Annotated in this window: 16 protein-coding genes and 1 pseudogene; 14 read left to right on the plus strand and 3 right to left on the minus strand. The window is 53.5% G+C overall.

Going from position 1 to position 19,443, the window contains the following annotated elements:
* The first annotated feature begins 1 nt into the window (after position 1).
* Both larE and larB read left to right on the plus strand, forming a co-directional pair.
* Positions 2–841 carry an ATP-dependent sacrificial sulfur transferase LarE gene (gene larE / locus IMCC3135_RS06155; RefSeq protein ID WP_472343591.1) on the plus strand — a complete coding sequence of 280 codons (840 nt, stop codon included), beginning with the start codon at positions 2–4 and terminating at the stop codon, positions 839–841.
* A gap of 51 nt (positions 842–892) precedes the next feature.
* On the plus strand, positions 893–1,609 hold the full coding sequence (larB, locus tag IMCC3135_RS06160; protein WP_088916806.1) for a nickel pincer cofactor biosynthesis protein LarB: 717 nt from the start codon (positions 893–895) through the stop codon (positions 1,607–1,609).
* A gap of 147 nt (positions 1,610–1,756) precedes the next feature.
* Here larB and IMCC3135_RS06165 read toward each other — a convergent pair whose 3' ends face one another.
* From IMCC3135_RS06165 to IMCC3135_RS06175, 3 genes are all read right to left on the minus strand, one after another.
* Complete coding sequence (locus IMCC3135_RS06165) at positions 1,757–2,653, minus strand: DMT family transporter (RefSeq protein ID WP_088916807.1); 897 nt, start codon at positions 2,651–2,653, stop codon at positions 1,757–1,759.
* A 31-nt stretch (positions 2,654–2,684) separates the two neighbouring features.
* Entirely contained in the window at positions 2,685–3,860 is a 1,176-nt protein-coding gene (locus IMCC3135_RS06170) for an amidohydrolase family protein (protein ID WP_088916808.1), read from the minus strand.
* A gap of 86 nt (positions 3,861–3,946) precedes the next feature.
* The gene (locus IMCC3135_RS06175; protein ID WP_088916809.1) at positions 3,947–4,477 is read right to left on the minus strand and encodes a MarR family winged helix-turn-helix transcriptional regulator; all 531 of its coding nucleotides are present in this window, start codon (positions 4,475–4,477) and stop codon (positions 3,947–3,949) included.
* 144 nt (positions 4,478–4,621) lie between these two features.
* On the opposite strand from IMCC3135_RS06175, the gene IMCC3135_RS06180 reads away from it, so the two are divergent.
* The 12 genes and pseudogenes from IMCC3135_RS06180 (at position 4,622) to IMCC3135_RS06235 (ending at position 19,377) form a co-directional block, all read left to right on the plus strand.
* The gene (locus IMCC3135_RS06180) at positions 4,622–5,203 is read left to right on the plus strand and encodes an amino acid synthesis family protein (protein ID WP_088921704.1); all 582 of its coding nucleotides are present in this window, start codon (positions 4,622–4,624) and stop codon (positions 5,201–5,203) included.
* Position 5,204: 1 nt separating this feature from the next.
* Positions 5,205–6,152 (plus strand): UPF0280 family protein, encoded by a 948-nt coding sequence (locus IMCC3135_RS06185; RefSeq protein WP_088916810.1) that lies wholly within the window; start codon positions 5,205–5,207, stop codon positions 6,150–6,152.
* Entirely contained in the window at positions 6,149–6,736 is a 588-nt protein-coding gene (locus IMCC3135_RS06190) for an amino acid synthesis family protein (protein ID WP_088916811.1), read from the plus strand. Before IMCC3135_RS06185 ends, IMCC3135_RS06190 begins: the two co-directional genes overlap by 4 nt.
* A gap of 53 nt (positions 6,737–6,789) precedes the next feature.
* Complete coding sequence (locus IMCC3135_RS06195; protein ID WP_205737929.1) at positions 6,790–8,016, plus strand: ABC transporter substrate-binding protein; 1,227 nt, start codon at positions 6,790–6,792, stop codon at positions 8,014–8,016.
* Positions 8,017–8,069: 53 nt separating this feature from the next.
* The gene (locus IMCC3135_RS06200; RefSeq protein WP_088916812.1) at positions 8,070–9,989 is read left to right on the plus strand and encodes an ABC transporter permease; all 1,920 of its coding nucleotides are present in this window, start codon (positions 8,070–8,072) and stop codon (positions 9,987–9,989) included.
* Entirely contained in the window at positions 9,986–10,768 is a 783-nt protein-coding gene (locus tag IMCC3135_RS06205) for an ABC transporter ATP-binding protein (protein ID WP_088916813.1), read from the plus strand. Before IMCC3135_RS06200 ends, IMCC3135_RS06205 begins: the two co-directional genes overlap by 4 nt.
* A pseudogene (locus IMCC3135_RS34945) lies at positions 10,761–11,461 on the plus strand (ABC transporter ATP-binding protein). Before IMCC3135_RS06205 ends, IMCC3135_RS34945 begins: the two are co-directional and overlap by 8 nt.
* 146 nt (positions 11,462–11,607) lie before the next feature.
* Positions 11,608–12,498, plus strand: a complete 891-nt coding sequence (locus tag IMCC3135_RS06215) for an FAD binding domain-containing protein (RefSeq protein WP_088916814.1) — start codon at positions 11,608–11,610, stop codon at positions 12,496–12,498.
* Positions 12,495–15,332 (plus strand): molybdopterin-dependent oxidoreductase, encoded by a 2,838-nt coding sequence (locus IMCC3135_RS06220; protein WP_088916815.1) that lies wholly within the window; start codon positions 12,495–12,497, stop codon positions 15,330–15,332. Before IMCC3135_RS06215 ends, IMCC3135_RS06220 begins: the two co-directional genes overlap by 4 nt.
* Before the next feature lies 1 nt (position 15,333).
* Complete coding sequence (locus tag IMCC3135_RS06225) at positions 15,334–16,917, plus strand: 6-hydroxynicotinate reductase (protein WP_088921706.1); 1,584 nt, start codon at positions 15,334–15,336, stop codon at positions 16,915–16,917.
* A gap of 152 nt (positions 16,918–17,069) precedes the next feature.
* Complete coding sequence (locus IMCC3135_RS06230) at positions 17,070–18,779, plus strand: family 16 glycosylhydrolase (RefSeq protein ID WP_088916816.1); 1,710 nt, start codon at positions 17,070–17,072, stop codon at positions 18,777–18,779.
* Between the two features lie 157 nt (positions 18,780–18,936).
* Positions 18,937–19,377 carry a CBS domain-containing protein gene (locus IMCC3135_RS06235; protein WP_088916817.1) on the plus strand — a complete coding sequence of 147 codons (441 nt, stop codon included), beginning with the start codon at positions 18,937–18,939 and terminating at the stop codon, positions 19,375–19,377.
* Positions 19,378–19,443 lie beyond the last annotated feature (66 nt).

Consider the following 19,443-nt stretch of genomic DNA (forward strand, 5'->3'; position numbering starts at 1 on the left):
TATGGAGACAGCACAGCAAGGGGCTGGCGAGGCAGCCATGCTGGCGGCAATGGCGCGTTTAGAAGCACAGCTGATCGATTATCCGCGCTTGGCTGTGGCGCTGAGTGGTGGTGTCGATAGCATGACTCTGGCTGCCGTTGCCTACCGTGTTCTGGGTGACAAGCTCATGCTGGTACATGCGGTGTCGCCTGCAGTGCCACTGGAGGCCAGCGATCGAGTACGGGAGCACTCGCAGCGGCTGGGTTGGCCTCTTACCATCGTCGATGCAGGTGAATTTTCCGATGAGCGCTATCGTAACAACCCGGTTAATCGCTGCTATTACTGCAAGACCAATCTTTATACACGCCTGCGACAGGTCTGGGATGGGCCGGTTGCCAGTGGTGCGAACCTTGATGATCTTGGCGACTATCGGCCTGGTCTGCTGGCGGCCAGTGAAAAAGCGGTGGTGCATCCCCTGGTCGAGGCCGCTATCGACAAGCAGATGGTACGAGCCATTGCACGCCATCTCCAGCTTGATGATGTTGCCGAACTTCCCGCTCAACCTTGTCTGTCGAGTCGAGTGGAGACTGGCCTGGTAATCAATGCCACTGATTTGCTGTTCGTGCATCGTATCGAACGCTATCTGACAGAGATGCTCGGCCCTGGCGATGTGCGCTGTAGAATAACGGCTGCCGGTGTGCGTATCGAAGTCCCCGAAGATATCAGAGAGCTTCATTCAGATCAGTGGAGCGCTGTGTGCGTCGAGCTGGAGCAACGCATTGCCAATGATGGTCGCAGCTTTGCAGGCTATGACAGCTATCGCAGGGGTAGTGCCTTTGTGCACAAGCCGGGTGATCTGTGAAGCTGTTCCACGAACTGCAGGGAGTCGAATTAGAGTGTCTGGACAATTTTCATGAGCGATGATGTGCGGTTTGACTGGCAACGAAAAACCAGGACCGGTGTGCCGGAGGTGGTACTTGCTCAGAACAAGACAGTTGAACAGCTTGTAGGGATCGCGCAGCAATGTATCGAGCGCAAGCATCGCGTCTTCATGACCCGCGTGAGTCCAGACAAAGCGGCTGCAATGGCCGGCTTGATTCCGCAACACATACAGTTTCATGCAGAATCCGGCACTGTGTACATTGGTGAAATACCGATAGGTGTTGATTTGATCGACGTTGGTGATCCGAACAGTGAGCCAGATACGGATGCAGTGTCAGTAGTGCCACGAACTCGTATTGCCATCGTTGCTGCCGGCACCTCCGACGTCCCGGTGGTGGCTGAAATCGAGCAGACCTTGCTGTACCTGGGGGAGCGTTCTACGCGCTATGTAGATGTTGGGGTTGCAGGTTTGTGGCGCTTGTGTGATCTGGCTGACGAGTTGTCTTCGTATCCGCTACTGATCGCGGTTGCGGGGATGGAAGGTGCACTTTTCAGTGTACTGGCAGGCTTGGTTCCTTCGCCTGTCATCGCTGTTCCGGTGTCGGTCGGTTATGGTGTTGGTGAAGGTGGGCATGTTGCCCTCAACTCTGCATTGAGCAGCTGCGTGCCGGGTATTGCTGTTGTCAATATCGACAATGGTTTTGGTGCTGCTGCCCTGGCGGTCAAGATGCTGGGCAGTGCCAGATGATTTGGATCACTCTGATCCAATTGTGCGAATAGCAGGCGCATGAGCGTTTTTGATCTCTTGGCGGAGCGTCGCTACGAGGAATGGCTAAAGAAGGTGCCGGCCAGCGATTACCAAGCTAAGAAGCTGGGCTCACCCCCATTTTGTAGCTCAGGATTTTCGAGACGCAGGACTGGAACGCGCTATCAGCACGCCTAGCAGGGCCATGGCAAATCCGACTATCTGCATGCTAACCAGCGCTTCATCGTACAGCCACCATGAAATGATTGCAGCGAGTGGAGGAACCAGTAATAGCAGGCTGCTGGCCCGAGTTGCACTACCACTTCTGATCAACCAGGTCAGCAGTGTGAACCCACCGATTGACAGCACAAGTACGGCATAGCCCAGGTAGCCCAGGGCAGGGGCCGTCAGTGGGAATTGCCAATGACCCAGCATGCTGTTCATGATGAGCATGACCATGGCGGCACCTAGTGTCTGGAACGTGATGGCGCTAAGTAGTGGTACGGATACGATCGAGGATTTTTGCAGCAGAGATCCCGCGGTTATGGCGCTCACACTAAGCAATGACGCAGCGATCACCCAGATACTGATAGAGGAGGACGGCATGGTATTGCTCAGACCCGGTGATATCGCCAGTGCAACCCCGGTGACTCCGATCAGCAAGCCGGTAATGGTACGTCGGCTGATCTTCTCGTTGAGAAAGTACCAGGCAAGTACCGCGGTCAGTGGAGGTTGTAGAGCTCCGATCAGGGACATGATGCCCGCTTCCAGACCCTGAGAGACGGCCCAGAAACCCGGACCGAGATAAAACCCTTGCATCAGGGCTCCTATGCCGATCAATCGCCAGCGATCCTGCCAGGTGGGCAGGGGTGTGCGCAAGATCAGCATGGCCAGGGCGAATATCAGCAAAACGCTGATAAAGCGTGCCAGCAGAAACAGATAGGGGTCGATCAGACCGCTGATGCCACGCGCAACCACGAACCCGGTGGCCCAGATAAGGACGAACAACCAGGCAGCAATGCCTGCAATGATGGATTGTTGCGGCACTAATGTTGTCCTGAGGAAGGTTGATCCAAGGTCAGCTCACGATGGATGGTAGTCGAGCAGCGGGTGGGGTGTTCCGGCTGCGGGTAGAGGTGACTTTGCCATCAATGATGGTCATACCGATGCCAGGCAGATTTCCCTGATGGATGCTTTCGAGCATATCGGCACCCGGTGAGTGCTGAGCTTGATCCAGAATGATGAAATCCGCCGCCATGCCGATTTCGATGATGCCGGTGTCGAGTTCCCGCATTCGGGCTGTATTGCCGGTAGCAAAGCAGAAAGCAATTTCCGCCGGTACATTGCCCAGGCTGGAGAGCATGGCAATCATTCGCAAAATGCCCAGCGGTTGGACACCGGATCCGGCGGGAGAATCTGTGCCGAGTATGACGCGTTCGGATTGCTCGATTTCAAAGGCGGTGCGCATGGCGAGCAGTCCAGCTCGTTCATTGCCATTGTGGACGATTTCTATACCACGACGGCAGCCCTCACACAGACAGATTATCTGATCGTCCGGTAGGGCTGTATGGCCACCGTTGATATGACCGATGATGTCGGCATCGGCTTCGAGCACGATATCCTTGTCGATCAGGCCAGAGCCAGGTATGGAAGGCCCGCCGGTATGAATGGTGGATTGCATACCGTACTTTCTGGCCCATTTGACCATCTGGGCAGCTGTTTCTCCGGCCTTTACCGAGCCCAGCCCGACTTCGCCAAGCAATTTGACCCCGGCTTCAGACAGTTCCTTGAAGTCGTGTTCTTCCATACCTTCTTCCAGTATGGGAGCTCCTGCGTGCATCTTTACACCCGATGGGCGAAAGTTCTCATACCAGCGTTGCGAGGCAATAGCCATGGCTTTCAGGCCGACAATATCTTTTGGCCTGCCTGGCAGGTGAACCTCGCCTGCGGAAATCATGGTAGTGACGCCCCCGTGCAGACAGGAGTCAATCCAGTTGATCTGTTGCTGGCGTGGTGTGTAGTCGCCGATAACCGGATGTACGTGGCTGTCTATCAGTCCAGGGGCTAACCATGTATCGGCAGCATCCACGACGATAGTCGCCTGCTCGGTGTCCATGTCACGTTCATAACCGATTTCACTGATTCTGCCATCAATGGCGATCACGCAATCTCCGTCCAGTAGCGGAGCCTCAAGCTTGCCAGAGAGGATGCGTCCGATATGACGGATGACCAGTTTGTGCTGAGTGTCAGTCATGGTGCTTGCTCTTTTATTACTTCAAATAAGGGGTGGATGAATTGATTTCAAGTTCTAAACGGTTGATCTATGAGTTTGTGAAGAGCTTATATTTTCTGCATTTTTTTCAATAACTGTATCAACTGGACAGTCTCACTGGTATCCAGTTGGCACAGTGTCTGACGGGTAGTTTCCCTGGCAATGGGTATTGCGGCAGCGACGGCAGAACGACCTGAAGAGCTGAGTGAGATGCGCAGTCGACGTTTGTCTTTGATGTCCGTACGCGTTTGTATCAGCTTCTTTCTGGCAAGTCTGTCGATTACCCCATTTGTAGTGGCAGCATCAATTCCGACACGACGGCCTAATTCATTTTGCGAAATATCGTCTTCTCTTTCAAGTCGAATAAGAACAGCAAACTGAGTAGGGGTCAGGTCTGGCATATTGTCGTTGAATATTTCCAGGTGCCGTTGGTTTGCCAGGCGCAAGAGGTAGCCGACTTGTTCATCAAGTAGATATTCTTCCACAGCTTCACTTGCCAGTAGAGGGGGGCTGGCAGGAACATCTGTGCTCTGGACGACTCGCTCAGAAGTCTCAGTCTCTGCGACTTCGGGTAGTGGTATTGTCAACTCTGGATTCATAAACAGGCTTGACCTTCTCCAAGGATGCGGTATAACTGTTCGCACACGAACAACCTGCCACCGAGAATACCTGCTGTCGGGCTGTTACGCAAAGCACGTTTTTATAAGATTTTTGATCGATATGACCTGTGGAGTGTTGCTGTAATGCCAGACGTCGTCATTCGCAAGTTCGGTTTGAGCGTGGAAGAGGTATTTCACGAAGGTGGTGAGCCCTCGCCAACGCCACTGGTGCGCGCTGCTGCCATGGCCGTTATCCAGAATCCCTTTGCAGGTCGCTATGAGCCTGATATAGAAGGTTTTATGGATGATCTGAAGCCACTTGGAATACAGTTGGCAGAACGCCTTGTTGCAACGCTTGGCGGTGTTGAAAATGTGCAGGGTTACGGCAAAGGCGCTATTGTCGGCGGAGCTGGAGAGCTGGAACATGGGGCCTTGTGGCATGTGCCGGGTGGCTACGCCATGCGTGAAGTTCTGGGTAATGCCATGGCTATTGTGCCTTCAACCAAGAAGGTAGGAGCTCCGGGAACCCGTCTGGACGTGCCTGTCACGCATATCAATGCCTCTTACGTCAGAAGCCATTTTGATGCCATGGAAGTGGGCATGAATGACTCCCCCCGTGCCAATGAATTGCTATTGGTTCTGGTCATGACATCGGGTCCTCGTATCCACGCTCGAGTCGGTGGTTTGAAGGCCGATGCGATCCTGGGAAAGGATGGTTTGCGCTAATATGGTGCATTCAACCGGGCCGCAAGCCTGGTTGCTGCCAGCAGGCTTGCGATCACACGATATTTCGTTGAAAGGTCCGGCCAGAGTCAACTCTGGCACCCCCCGTCTGCATTTGCAACATGGGCCTATCGATGTGATTATTGAGGCCGTTGGCAGAGCGGACGAAGTCGAAAAATCTTATCAACAAGCGGGTCAGGCTTTTTCTTCGGTACTGGATGTGCTTGTTGCACAATTGGCTCTGCTCAGGCAGACAATATCCGATGAGTATGAAACAGATCGATTCAGCGGTGATATTGCCAGGCGAATGTTCCGTGCCGCCGAACCGTTTCGTGACTATTGGGTAACGCCCATGATAGCCGTGGCGGGTGCCGTTGCTGATCACCTGCTTGCAGCAATGAGGACAGGTCGTGAGCTTGATCGGATACAAGTTAACAATGGCGGTGACATCGCTCTGTACTTGTCACCGGATTCTACTTGTCGCATTGGTATTTGCACATCGACAAGTTCAACGCAACATGCAGATGTCATCAGCCTGCATGCAGACTCTGGCATTGGCGGTGTTGCGACCAGCGGCTGGCAAGGGCGTAGTTATTCACTTGGCATTGCAGATGCTGTCACCGTGCTGGCTGACGACGCTGCCAGTGCCGATGCGGCGGCAACCTTGATAGCCAACGCCATTGACCTTCCTGATTCGAGCAAAGTTCGCCGGGTTGCCGCAAACTGTCTATCGCCCGATTCTGATCTGGGAGAACGTCTGGTAACCATCGCTGTCGAGCGCTTGTGTGCCGCAGAAAAGCAGAGCGCGTTGCAGACTGGCTGTACCTGCGCTCGACAGTTGCTGGAACGGGGTCTGATAGCCGGTGCCTACCTGAATTTGCAGGGAAGCTCTCGGGTAGTTGGCGCAACGTTTGATGACATCAATCTGACACTAGCGAGTACAGGAATATGAGTACAGTACGAATCCGCAAACTGGTCACTTTTCTGGATGAAACCCATAGTGAAATGGGTAAAGCCATCAATCCGCCAACACGTCGTGCAGCGGCGGTAGCTGTTATAGAAAATCCGTTTGCATCGCGTTATGTCGAAGACCTTGAAGCGTTGATGGTCATCGGTGAAGAGTTGGGTGAATTACTGGGTAAGCGCTGTGTCGAATTGCTTGGCATTGAGCCTGCCCAGGCTCAGAGTTATGGCAAGGCTGCCATGGTTGGAGAGCATGGAGAATTGGAGCACGCTGCGGCCATACTGCATCCGCGGCTGGGCAAACCATTACGAGCTGCTGTAGAAAAAGGTGCGGCTCTGGTTGCCTCAAGCAAGAAAATGGGTTCCATGGGCCAAGTGCTGGATGTGCCGCTTGGACACAAGGAAGCGGCTTATGTGCGATCACATTTTGATGGGATGGAAGTGCGAATCAACGATGCCCCCAGAGCTGATGAAATCATGGTGGCGGTGGCAGTGACAGATTTAGGCAGACCGCTGCCAAGGGTGGGCGGCTTGAGGCATGAAGAGGCTGAAGGCAAGGACGGCTTGCGCTGAACGATATATTTTTGCAACAGAGCCCGACACATTAGTTGGGCTGCGGAGAGAAGATGATGAAAAAAGTGAACAGGCGAGTAGCTGTGGCAACTTTGGCGAGTCTCGCCGTTACTGCAATACTGGGTACCAGTGGTACAGCGATGGCGGCTGATGCCATAAAGATTGGCGAGATCAACCATTACAAGCGTATGGCGGCCTTTGCAGAGCCTTACAAAAATGGAATCGAACTGGCCTTGTCAGAAATCAATGAGTCTGGTGGCGTCATCGATCGACCTCTGGAATTTATTTATCGGGATGATCAGGGTAAGCCGGGGGAGGCCATCAAGATCGCCGAAGAGCTGGTGAATCGTGAAGGCGTGGCGATGATCACAGGTTCGATTCTGAGTAATGTCGGGCTGGCACTGTCCTCATTTGCCGCAGAGAAGAAGGTGCTCTATCTGGCTGCAGAGCCATTGGCTGACGGTCTGGTCTGGGAGAACGGTAATGACTACACGTTCAGGTTGCGAACTTCAACCTTCATGCAGGCATCCATGCTGGCGGAAGAAGCAGCCAAGACAGACGCCATCAAATACGCAACCATTGCACCGAACTACGCTTATGGCAAAGATGCCGTTGCCGCCTTCAAGAAGGCCCTGCTGGCTCTGAAACCAGAAGTGGAGTTCGTGACCGAGCAATGGCCAGCGTTGTTCAAGATTGATGCAGGTGCCGAGGCTCAGGCAATTGAACGTGCCAAACCCGATGCGATCTATAACGTCACCTTCGGTAGTGATGTTGCCAAGTTTGTACGCGAAGGTACGACGCGTGGACTTTTTGATGGCCGTCAGGTCTATGGATTGTTGACCGGCGAGCCTGAGTATCTGGAGCCTATGGGTGATGAGGCGCCGGAGGGTTGGGTCGTGACCGGTTACCCCTGGTATGACTTTGAAGAGGGTCGTAACAAAGACTTCGTTGATGCGTATCAGGAAGAATACGGTGAGAGCCCCAAGCTGGGTTCACTGGTCGGATATCTGACTGTCCAGTCCATAGCTGCCGCCATTGATCGGGCAGGGTCTACCGACACTGAAGCATTGCGCGAGGCATTTCTGGGTCTGGAAGTGGATACACCGGTCGGCAAGATTGTCTACCGTGAGCAGGATCATCAATCCACCATGGGTGCCTTTATCGGAAAAACCACTGTACGTGATGGTGAGGGAGTCATGGTGGAGTGGAGCTATAAGGATGGCGCCAACTACCTGCCGTCTGATGAAGAGGTCGCCAAGCTGCGACCGGCTAGTCAGTAATTATATCGATCTGAACGACTCGCCTTCATTCAACGCATATAGATAGCTATTTCATGGGATTGTTCATTGCTCAATTGCTGACAGGGCTTGCCAATGCAGCAACGCTTTTTCTGGTTGCCTCCGGGCTGTCGCTGATTTTTGGCGTCACCCGGATTGTCAATTTCGCACATGGTTCCTTTTATATGCTTGGTGCATATATGGGCTATACGTTGATGCAGGTGTTACCCGGGGCCATCGGGTTCTGGGCGTCGGTTCTACTCAGTGGGGTGATTGTCGGCTTGATTGGTGTTGTGGTCGAGATGCTGGTGTTGCGTCCTGTCTATAAAGCACCGGAACTGTTTCAACTCGTAGCAACTTTTGGCGTGATACTGGTCATCCAGGATCTGGCGTTGATGGTCTGGGGCGCTGAGGACTTGTTGGGTCCTCGCGCTCCAGGGCTCAAGGGGATCATACGAGTCATGGGTGAGCCGGTGCCACTATATGACCTTGCTCTGATAGCCATCACACCATTCGTACTTTTTGCACTCTGGTACCTCATTTCCAGAACACGTGTGGGAATACTGGTGCGAGCTGCAACGCAGGATCGGGAAATGGTAGCGGCTCTGGGTGTTAATCAATCCTGGTTGTTCACCGGTGTGTTTTTCCTGGGGGCTGGACTTGCAGGGTTGGGTGGTGCCATTCAGTTACCCAAGGGCGGCGCGGACTTGCTCATGGACTTCAATATTCTTGCCGCCATTTTTGTCGTGGTTGTTATTGGCGGCATGGGTTCGTTGCCGGGCGCCTATATCGCCGCCGTGCTGATTTCCGTACTGAACGTGTTTGGTGTGTCCTACCTTCCGCAAAGCACGTTGGTACTGATGTATGTGGTCATGGCTATTGTCCTGACCGTTCGGCCCTATGGTTTGCTGGGACGAGAAGAGGTGGTGGGTGAGCATGGACAGGTAGGCGAACCGGAAAGGCCGATCAAACCGGCTGGTAATGGCATGCGGCTCTTGGTTGTTGCGTTATTGCTGGGATTAATGGCGTTGCCAATGGCTGGTTCGCATTTTCTGCTTATCCTGAGCACCGATATCATTATATTTTGCCTGTTTGCTGCAAGCCTGCACTTTTTGCTGGGGTTGGGCGGGCTGGTATCGTTCGGGCATGCCGCCTATTTTGGTGGGGGCGCCTATGTTGCCGGCTTGCTGGTTTCGCAAGCCAATGCACCGATGGAGCTGGCGTTTCTACTAGCCCCCATCGGGGCTGCAATGGGCGCGTTCATTATCGGCTGGCTGTGTCTGCGACTGACCGGTGTGTACTTTGCGATGCTGACGCTGGCAATGGCCCAGCTGCTCTGGTCACTGGTCTTTCAGTGGGATGAATTTACCGGTGGTGATGACGGATTGGTGGATATCTGGCCAGCAGCCTGGTTGTCTGAAACGAATAGCTATTTCTATTTCACGGTGGTTGTTGGTGTTGGTGGAATCATCCTGCTTCGACATATTGCTCATACACCGTTCGGCTACGCATTGCGCGCTTCTCGGGATTCACAGCGCCAGGCAGAAGCAACGGGTATCGACACCAAACGCATACAGTGGATGGCATTCACGCTGGCCGGCGGTATGGCCGGACTTGCAGGTGCGTTGTTCATATTCTCTAAAGGTAGCGTATTTCCTAATGAACTGGAGATTGCAAAATCATTTGATGGCCTGATTGTCGTCTTTCTGGGAGGTGTCAAAACCTTGTCCGGGGGTGTGGTTGGTGCTGCATCGCTCGAACTGGTCAAGGACTATCTGACTCGTTTCGAATACTGGCGACTGGCATTGGGTCTGCTGATCATCTTTGTGGTCGTCCTCGCACCTAATGGCATCGTGGGATCGTTACGCAAGCTCTATGAAAGAGTGCGAGGAGAGTCTGGTGATAGCGCAATGCCGGGGACAGACAATCTGGCTGCTGAGTCTGTAAGCACCGTCAACAAGGCGAAAAATTCATGAACAAGCCTGCTGCGACTCTGGCGGTACAGGGCCTGAGTAAATCCTTTGGTGGCGTGCATGCGGTCACTGATGTCAGTTTCGAGGTCGACAAGGGGGAATTGCTGGCCTTGATTGGTCCCAATGGTGCGGGCAAGACCACTTGCTTCAATATGCTGATGGGACAGCTCAAGCCGACCAGCGGTCTTGTTTATCTGAACGGCGAAAAGATAACCGGTATGCGGCCACGCAAGATCTGGCGCAAGGGGGTGGGGCGCACATTTCAGATTACGGGAACCTACCAGTCCATGACCGTGATCGAAAATATTCAGATGGCCTTGATTTCCCATCACAAACGATTGCTGTCCATCAAACCTTATGCGACACGTCTTTATCGTGATGAAGCCATGAGCCTGTTAGAGCTTGTAGGCATGCCTGAGCAGGCTGAGCGGGCTTGCGCGATTCTGGCTTACGGTGATCTGAAGCGACTTGAACTGGCCATCGCACTGTGCCACAACCCGACACTGCTACTAATGGATGAACCTACAGCCGGCATGGCGCCCCGAGAGCGAATCCGTCTGATGCAATTGACTGCGGATATTGTCAGCGAGCGCGGTATCAGTGTGTTGTTTACCGAACACGATATGGACGTTGTCTTTGCCCATGCGCACCGGATAATGGTACTCAATCGTGGTGAGCTGATTGCCAACGGTACAGTTGAGCAGATTCGCAATGACCCCATGGTGCAGGAAGTCTACCTGGGGGGCGGTAGTGTTTTCGCCAAGGGGGAGGCACATGCTTGAATTGAATGGCGTAAACAGCTTCTATGGCAAGGCTCACATTCTGCGCGATCTGAGTTTTTCCATTGATGCTGGCGAAGTGGTCTCCTTGTTGGGGCGTAATGGTGCGGGCAAGACAACGACCGTGAAATCGATCATGCAGCTGGTGCGGCCAGCCAGTGGTTCGATCAGGTTTCAGGGGGATGAACTGACCCGTTTACCGACTCATCGCGTTGCCAAACTGGGCATCGGTTATGTGCCGGAAGAGCGTCGGATATTCACCGATCTGACCATCAGTGAAAACCTTGAAGTCGGTCGTCAGCCGACACGTGCTGGTGTCTTTGAATGGACAGAGGAAATCCTGTTCGAGCTTTTTCCCAACCTGGCAGAGCGTCGGTCCAATCGTGGCAAGGCACTCTCGGGGGGGAGCAGCAGATGTTGTCGATTGCGCGAACGCTGATGGGTAATCCAAGGCTGCTGTTGCTGGATGAACCCAGTGAGGGTATTGCACCTGTCATTGTCGAGCAGATGGCGCATATGATTCTGAAATTGAAGGCAGAAGGGCTACCGGTTCTGTTGTCCGAACAAAATCTGCACTTTGCCAGGCTGGTTTCTGACAGAGCTGTGATCATTGAAGGCGGGTTGAAGAAGTTTGATGGCACATTTGCCGAGCTTGAGGCCCAGCCTGAAATTCGCGATGCCTATCTATCAGTCTGAAGCCATTGAGCTGGCTTCGATGCGGATGCCGGGAACGATACTGGGACGGATGCAGTGACTGATGATGCCGGGAGTATGCGCAGGGTCGCGCTGGTGTTTCTTGAAATGGCGATAAATCGTGGTAGCCGTTGTGGAGGTAGTGGTAAATGAGTACAGGTGAGCATCAGGATCTGTCGGTGGCCTTGGGTGCTCTTGCCCGATCCTGCATGCCGATTATGGCCGGGGGGACGGATTTTTATCCGGCCTTGCGTGATGCTCCGGCGCCATTGCAAGTTATTGACGTGACCCGTATTCACGGGCTTCGCGGAGTTGAAAAAACAACGTCAGGGTGGCGCATCGGCGCTGCTACAACATGGACCGATATCATCAGGGCACCTCTGCCCCCTGTGTTTGACGCGCTCAAGGCTGCCGCAAGTGAAATCGGCTCCATACAGATTCAGAATAGCGCAACGGTGGCCGGTAATCTGTGCAATGCCTCGCCAGCCGCTGATGGTGTACCTCCGTTGTTGACACTTGATGCGAGTGTGGAGCTGGCTTCAGTGCGTGGTGTTCGCATATTGCCCCTCAGCGAATTCATTCTCGGGCCCAGGTCGACGGCAAGAGTTGCGGATGAGCTGATGGTGGCGATTAATATTCCTGACATTGCTCCAGAGGCGCGAAGCGCTTTTATCAAACTGGGATCCAGGCGCTACCTGGTCATCTCCATCGTCATGGCCAGTATCGTACTGCGCGCAGATGAGAACGGGTTTTTACAGCAGGTTTGCATTGCTGCTGGGGCGTGTTCAGCCGTCGCCCAACGCCTGCATGAGCTGGAAAATGTCTTGAATGGAAAATCAATACAGGATGATCTGGTCTCGCTTGTCACGCCAGCCATGCTGACCGCACTGAGTCCGATAGATGATGTGCGGGGGAGTCGTGAATATCGAATGGAGGCCGTTCAGCAGTTGGTTCGTCGCCTGCTTGCTGACTGTTTGCATGATTTGCCTGGCAATCAGGTTTGTCTATCGCCAGGTAGTGGTCACGGAGCCCTGTCATGACACCTTCCGAAACTACGATGGTTGAGCAGACTGACAGCATCGCGGTACCGCAAAGTCTGCAGTTCCAGTGCAATGGCGAAAGAGTGGAGCTCCAGGGGGCTTCGACACAGCGACTATCATCGGTATTGCGTGAGCAGCTTGGACAGTACGATGTAAAGATCGGCTGCAATGCCGGGGACTGCGGCGCGTGCACCGTATTGCTTGATGGTGAACCAGTTTGTGCCTGTCTGACGGCTATAGGGCAGGTCAATGGCAGGAAGGTGGAGACCGTTCAGGGCTTGGGAGCCAGCGATTCGGTGATGCGATTACTGCAGGAGTCGTTCCTGAGTAAAGGGGCTGCACAATGTGGAATCTGCACGCCTGGGATGCTGGTGTCAGCGGTGTCGTTGCTACGGGAAAAGCCTGTGCCCACAGAACAGGAAGTCAAGAATGCCTTGGGTGGCGTGCTCTGCCGTTGTACCGGCTATCGCAAGATCATCGATGCGGTTATGTGTGCAACTCAACCCATCGAGCATGTGGACAGTGTTCAAGAAGGAAGAGGCGGGCAGGCTCGCCAGGAAGCCTTGTATTCTGTCGGTGTTCCCTTGCTGAAACTGGATGGTCAGGCCAAGGTTGAGGGCACCGATCGGTTTGGAGATGATGTCGCACCACCGGATGCACGGGTTTGCAGGCTGATACGTTCACCATTTCATCACGCAAGCTTCACCCTCGGAGACTTGGGGCAATTCGTGAGTCAACATGACGGAATCGACTGTGTGTTGAGTGCCGCTGATATACCGGGCATCAATCTGTTTGGAGTCATTCCACCGTTCATTGACCAACCTGTCTTTGCTGAGCAGCGTACGCGGTTCAAGGGTGAAGCTATTGCTGCGGTTATTGGCGAGGTCAGTTGTATCGAGTCACTGGACTTGCAGGAATTTCCCGTTAGCTGGCACGAAGAGGCGGCAATGCTGGATCCCCTGGCTGCCATGCAGGAGGACGCTCCGCAGTTACATTCGCAGACCACACGCAATGTGTTGTGTGAAGGGCTCGTACAATGCGGTGATGCCAACGCTGCTCTGGAGCGCTCCTACAAACGCGTCAAAGGCACTTTCACCACAGGCTTCATTGAGCACGCTTATATAGAGCCGGAAGCCGGCTTTGCTCGTAGAGTAGGGGATTCCATTGAGATTCACGGCTGCACCCAGGCGCCGTATATGAACAGGGACAGCCTTGCGCAGATCATGGCGCTGGATGAGGGCTGTATTCGGATTGTTCCAACGTCTGTGGGTGGCGGCTTCGGCTCCAAGCTGGATCTGTCTTACCAGCCTTATGTGGCACTGGCTGCCTGGAAGCTTGGTCAGCCGGTTCGTATGACATTCTCACGCCAGGAATCAATGCAGGCCAGCACCAAGAGACATCCTTCCCGATTGGAGGTTGAAATCGGTGTCGATAATCAGGGGCGTCTGTGTGGTTTCAGATTTGATGGCATTTTCAACACGGGAGCTTATGCTTCCTGGGGGCCAACGGTTGCCAATCGAGTACCGGTGCATGCGTCAGGGCCTTATTACATAGCTGATTATCGGGCACATACCTACGGTGTCTACACGCATTGTGCGCCTGCCGGTGCCTTTCGCGGATTTGGTGTGCCGCAGGCAGCCATTGCTCAGGAGTCGCTGTTCGATGAACTGGCATTGGCAATGGGCATGGACCGGTTGAAGTTTCGTGTGCTCAATGCGCTCGATAACAAGCAGCGCACTGTCACTGGGCAGGAGTTCAGTTCATCAGTGGGTATTGGTGAATGTTTGCAGGCACTGGATACGCCTTGGCGTGAGGGTCTGGCCGATGCAGAGGCATTCAACAAGCATGCAGTGGGGCAGGGTTCGCCATTGCGACGCGGTGTCGGCATTGCCAGCGGCTGGTATGGTTGTGGCAATACATCCTTGCCCAATCCCTCCACTATCAAGGCTGGGATCAGAGCCGATGGCAAGATCTGTCTGCATCAGGGGGCGGTGGATCTCGGGCAGGGATCCAACACGGTCATTGCACAGATATTTGCAGAGACACTGGGTATACCGATCGAGACGATCGAGCTGGTTGGTGCCGATTCCTATCTTACGCCGGACGCTGGCAAGACATCCGCATCGCGTCAGACTTTCGTATCGGGTAATGCCGCCAGGCTGACGGCATTGGCATTGCGTAAACAGATAGCTCGACAGGTCAATTGCCCGGTATTTCAACAGCTGCACATTCAGGGCGACACCTTGAGCGTTAACTCTGATGAAAAAGATGCTGCCTCCATTTCATTATCAGAACTGCCGGTGAATGATCAGGGCTATGTTCTCATGGCGGTGGAATCTTATGATCCACCTACCCAGCCCATGGATGAAAACGGGCAGGGTATACCGTACGCACAGTATGGCTATGCTGCCCAGATGGTCTCGCTGGATGTCGACATCCGCCTTGGGACTATCCGCTTGCATCGAATCAGTGCTGCGCATGATGTGGGTAGAGCCATTAACCCTTTGCTGGTAGAAGGGCAGATACATGGAGGGGTAGCTCAAGGTGTTGGACTTGCATTGATGGAAGAATTCATTCCGGGTCGTACCGAAAATCTGCACGATTATCTGGTGCCCACGATAGGCGATATTCCGGCGATTGACACCTTTATCGTGGAAGTAGAGGATGAGCATGGTCCTTACGGTGCCAAAGGGCTTGGTGAGCATGTGCTGATTCCAACAGCGCCAGCCATACTCAACGCGATCGCACATGCCTCTGGCGCTCGCATACGTGACTTACCTGCCACGCCGGAGAAAGTCTTGAACGCCATCAATGCAAATGGAGGCTCCGACTGACATGGTGAGATTTGCGGTAGACCAGGAAGAAAATGGCAAGATCCGTTGTGATGCCTGTCCAGTGCTCTGTTATATAAAGGATGGTCGGACGGGCGCTTGTGACCGGTATGCCAATGAGGGCGGTGAGCTGGTGCGAGTTGATGCCTTTACTATATTGCAGCGTGCAGACAAGTCTGAGGTCATGGCCGTGCCTTTCTTGTTGAGGCCGGAGACTGCGGGGGTGGTGGACGATGGTGAGGAGGCAGGAGGGATGGCAGCGCCTGTAGAGGTAGAGAGCCTCTCGGACGAAGAAACTGCTGAAAAGGGTTTGCCTGCCTGGAACGGTGATATTTTCGGTGAAAACCGGACATTTGTAACCGCGATTGGTGCCGGGACCACCTACCCGGATTATAAGCCAGCGCCTTTTATCGTCAGTCAACAATATGATGATGTAGATATGGTGACCGTGGTCACCGAAGGCATCTTCAGTTATTGCGGGGTCAAGGTCAAAATTGATACTGACCGTCATATTGGGCCAGAGCAGGCGACCGTCAGAGTGCAGGGTGAGGCGGTCGGGCATGTCATGACAGGCGAATATGGCTCACAGATGCTCTCTCTGGGTGGTGTCAATCACCTCACTGGAGGGTCAAAGAAAGAGGGGCGAATAACGTGTAACGCGCTTCTGCAGCTGTGTAACTGTGAAGCTGTCGATATGAGCATTGATGGTGGTGCGGAACTGACTGTGCAGGCAGGTGCTGCACCGATTGTCAACGGTGTGCGCGAAGCGTTGATGCGAGTAGGCTGTGGTTCCGCCACCATCGGTATGTTTGCGCGGCAATGGGAGCCTCATGTGGATGAGGTGGTGGTGGTGGACGATCATATAACCGGTGTACTGTCCGAGCATCAGGCAGGAAAACTATTGGGCATGAAACCCACGGGCCTGCGTATCAGAGGAAGGCGTTCGACACCTGGACGTTACTTCCAGGTCGCCGAACCGGGCTCGGGGTGGGGAGGTACGGATATTCAGGATCCGTTGAGTATCCTTGATGATTTCAAACCAGCCATTGCGTGGCCCGGAATGCGATTACTGATGGTCTCAACAACCGGTGAGCAATGGGCTTATTTTACCCTTGATGAAATGCTGCATCCGGTTGCGGCAGATTTGCCTGAACCATTGCGTCTGTCGGTTGAGCGTATCGCCGAGAATTGTGAGCCTTCATTGTGTTCCGTGCTATTCATGGGAGGGGCCGGTGGTTCATTGCGTGCTGGCGTCACGGAGAATCCGGTCGGATTAACACGCTCGGTGCGTGAGTCGCTGACCTATGTCTCCTGCGCGGGTGCACCAGCTTACGTCTGGCCCGGCGGCGGAATAACCATCATGGCGGATGTCACGCAGATGCCGCGCAATGCGTTCGGCTATGTGCCGACACCTGCGCTGGTTGCACCGATTGAATTTACAATGCGTCGAAGCGACTATGAGCGTTTGGGCGGGCATATGGAGCAGATACGTACACTGCAAGATATAGCACAGCAGGTAGAACGACGAGTCGTTGTGGGTGATTCACCTGGCTGGCCAGGCAATACACGACATTTTTCCTGGCGGTAGTAGATGATTCAGAAGCGTCTATACTGATTAACAGGAGTGGGATCATGAAGATCTGCACAACCGGTCAAACTACCTTGACTCTTGCAGGCGGTGTCCAGTAAATAGAAGATAACTACCTGAAAATCAGGCCTGAAAGGCCAACGTGTCCAAACATGGCAAAAAAACTTTCCATTCGCACTGGTATCCTGTGCGTACCCGCGGTACTGGCTCTGACGCTCGGTGCCTGTTCCTCAGATTCGAACTCCGGCACAGACGATGGTGGCACTACCACCACGATTGATGACGATCAAGATGGCAATACAACCGGGTCCGGGACCGGGTCCGGGACCGATTCCGGCGATGCGGGAGGGACCGGGGCTGGAACCGATACCGGAGCTGGCACTGATACCGGCACTGATGCCGGAACCGATACTGGAGGTACACCAGAGGACCTACCGCCGCCGAGTGTTCCGGTATTATCGGATCCTACCGCTGCACCGATTGCTTCACCTGACGCTGATGATCCGTTTGGATCAACTCTGGAGGTGGATGAGGAGCAACCTAGCGCGGGTGGTCCGCCGACTCAGCCGAAGAATCTACGATTGGATCTGGTGTCGAATAACTGGGCAGAGTTCAGTTGGGCTCCGGCCAACGATGATAGCGAAGTCGTTCAGTACAATATCTATCGTAGCGATGGTGTGGTCTATAACGTAAGAGGGGACCAGACTGATACTGCTGGAGGGACTCAGGAGGAGATCGACAAGATCTGGAATACAACGTCGTTTATCGATTGTAATTTCACCCGCTTTGCTGATCGTCTGCATAACTGTTCGATCAATCAGCCTGAGCCTGGCCGAACCTATATTTACGAAGTGACGGCCATCGATGATGAAGATAATGAATCAGCCGCCTCTGAGCCTCTGAGTATTACTTATCTGGCAGAAAGTAACGCTCCTGTGCCGCGCTATGCCGATTTGTACAAAGGTGAAAACGATACGTTCGCGCAAGACAACGATTTGTCGGCAGTGGGCTATTGGTTAGATGATTTCGATCTGGTATTTTCTGATGAATTCAACGGTGATGAAATCGATGGGGATAAATGGCAAACGGGGCTGACTTGGGGCGACAACCGTATTATCAACGGCGAGCAACAATACTTCGTTAACACTCAGACCAATCCGGATTTTGGCTACGATCCGTTCAGTTTTACCGGCGAGTCAATGATCATCAGCGCAATTCCCATTCCTGATGGGTTGCGTGAAAACCTGCCGCCGGTGTGTGATGAAGAAGATGCGTTGGGGCTGGATCGTTGTGAGTTTCTTTCCGGTGCTCTTTCATCGCATGACAAATTTCAGCACATCTATGGTTACACGGAGGGTCGGTTCAGGGTGAGTGGAGTGCCAGGTGCTCTTTCCAGCTTCTACCTCTATCATCGCTATCCGGGTGAGGGTGTCTATTATCATGCCCCTGAAATCGATATTATCGAATACCTGGGTGAAAATCCCTTTGGCGACGCAGATGCCTTTCAGACGTATCATTATGGTGATCCGAATACGAAAATTACTCGATCAGCACCGACGATGTCTTACAAGAAGCCGGGTGGTGGTTCCTATGCTGATGGCAATGAATGGCATACCTTCGGTGTCTTATGGGAACCGCAACTGGTCATCTGGTATATCGATGGTTTGGAAGTGAAGCGCATGTTCGGCCCGCAGGTTTCTCGCCAACCGATGAATATCGTCAACTACCTGGTTGCAGGCAGTGGCTGGGCGCCGACACCGGATGCCTCTGATGAAACCTTGTTTCCAATACAGTTCGAAGCTGATTACATTCGGGTCTATCAACGAGATGCATTCAAGAGCACGGCTCAGTTCGGAAATTAGAGACTGAGCAATACACGCCTACCAATAGCAGAAAGGCGTAACGCACGGAAGGGGCTGCAGCTTGCAGCCCTTTCCGTATTTGAATAAACCTCTGTTGGCAAGAAGTCCCGATAAACGGTATAACTGAACATTCTTAAACGATGGGACGTTCCACCGTATGCTGATTGCAGACATTCTTCGTGAAAAGGGATCTCAGGTTCAGACGACAACGGCTGCAACACCACTGCGTGATGCTATCGCCGTACTTGCTTCCATGCGTATCGGAGTACTGGTTGTCAGTGGTGATGGGCGCAAGATAGACGGTATTCTCAGCGAACGCGATATCGTGCGCGGTCTGGCTAATGAGTCCACTGACTTTTCCATGCAAACGGTCGGCGATCTGATGACTCGTAATGTCTTTACGTGTGCACCGGATGCCACTGTTATCAGTGTTATGGAATTGATGGATGAAAAGCGCATACGACACGTCCCCGTTACGGTGAAAGATGAACTGACGGGTGTGGTGAGTATTCGCGATATCGTCAATGCCCGGCTCAAGGAGACGGACGCCGAACGCAAGGAGCTGGCAGGATATATTGCGGGATCGCCATCCGCCTGATTCAATGTTTGGTAACCCTGTCAATCGACGGGCTTTCAAAAAGGTGCCCGGCAAGCTCGCCAGGGC

It is taken from the genome of Granulosicoccus antarcticus IMCC3135, from assembly GCF_002215215.1.
GTDB classification, from domain to species: domain Bacteria; phylum Pseudomonadota; class Gammaproteobacteria; order Granulosicoccales; family Granulosicoccaceae; genus Granulosicoccus; species Granulosicoccus antarcticus.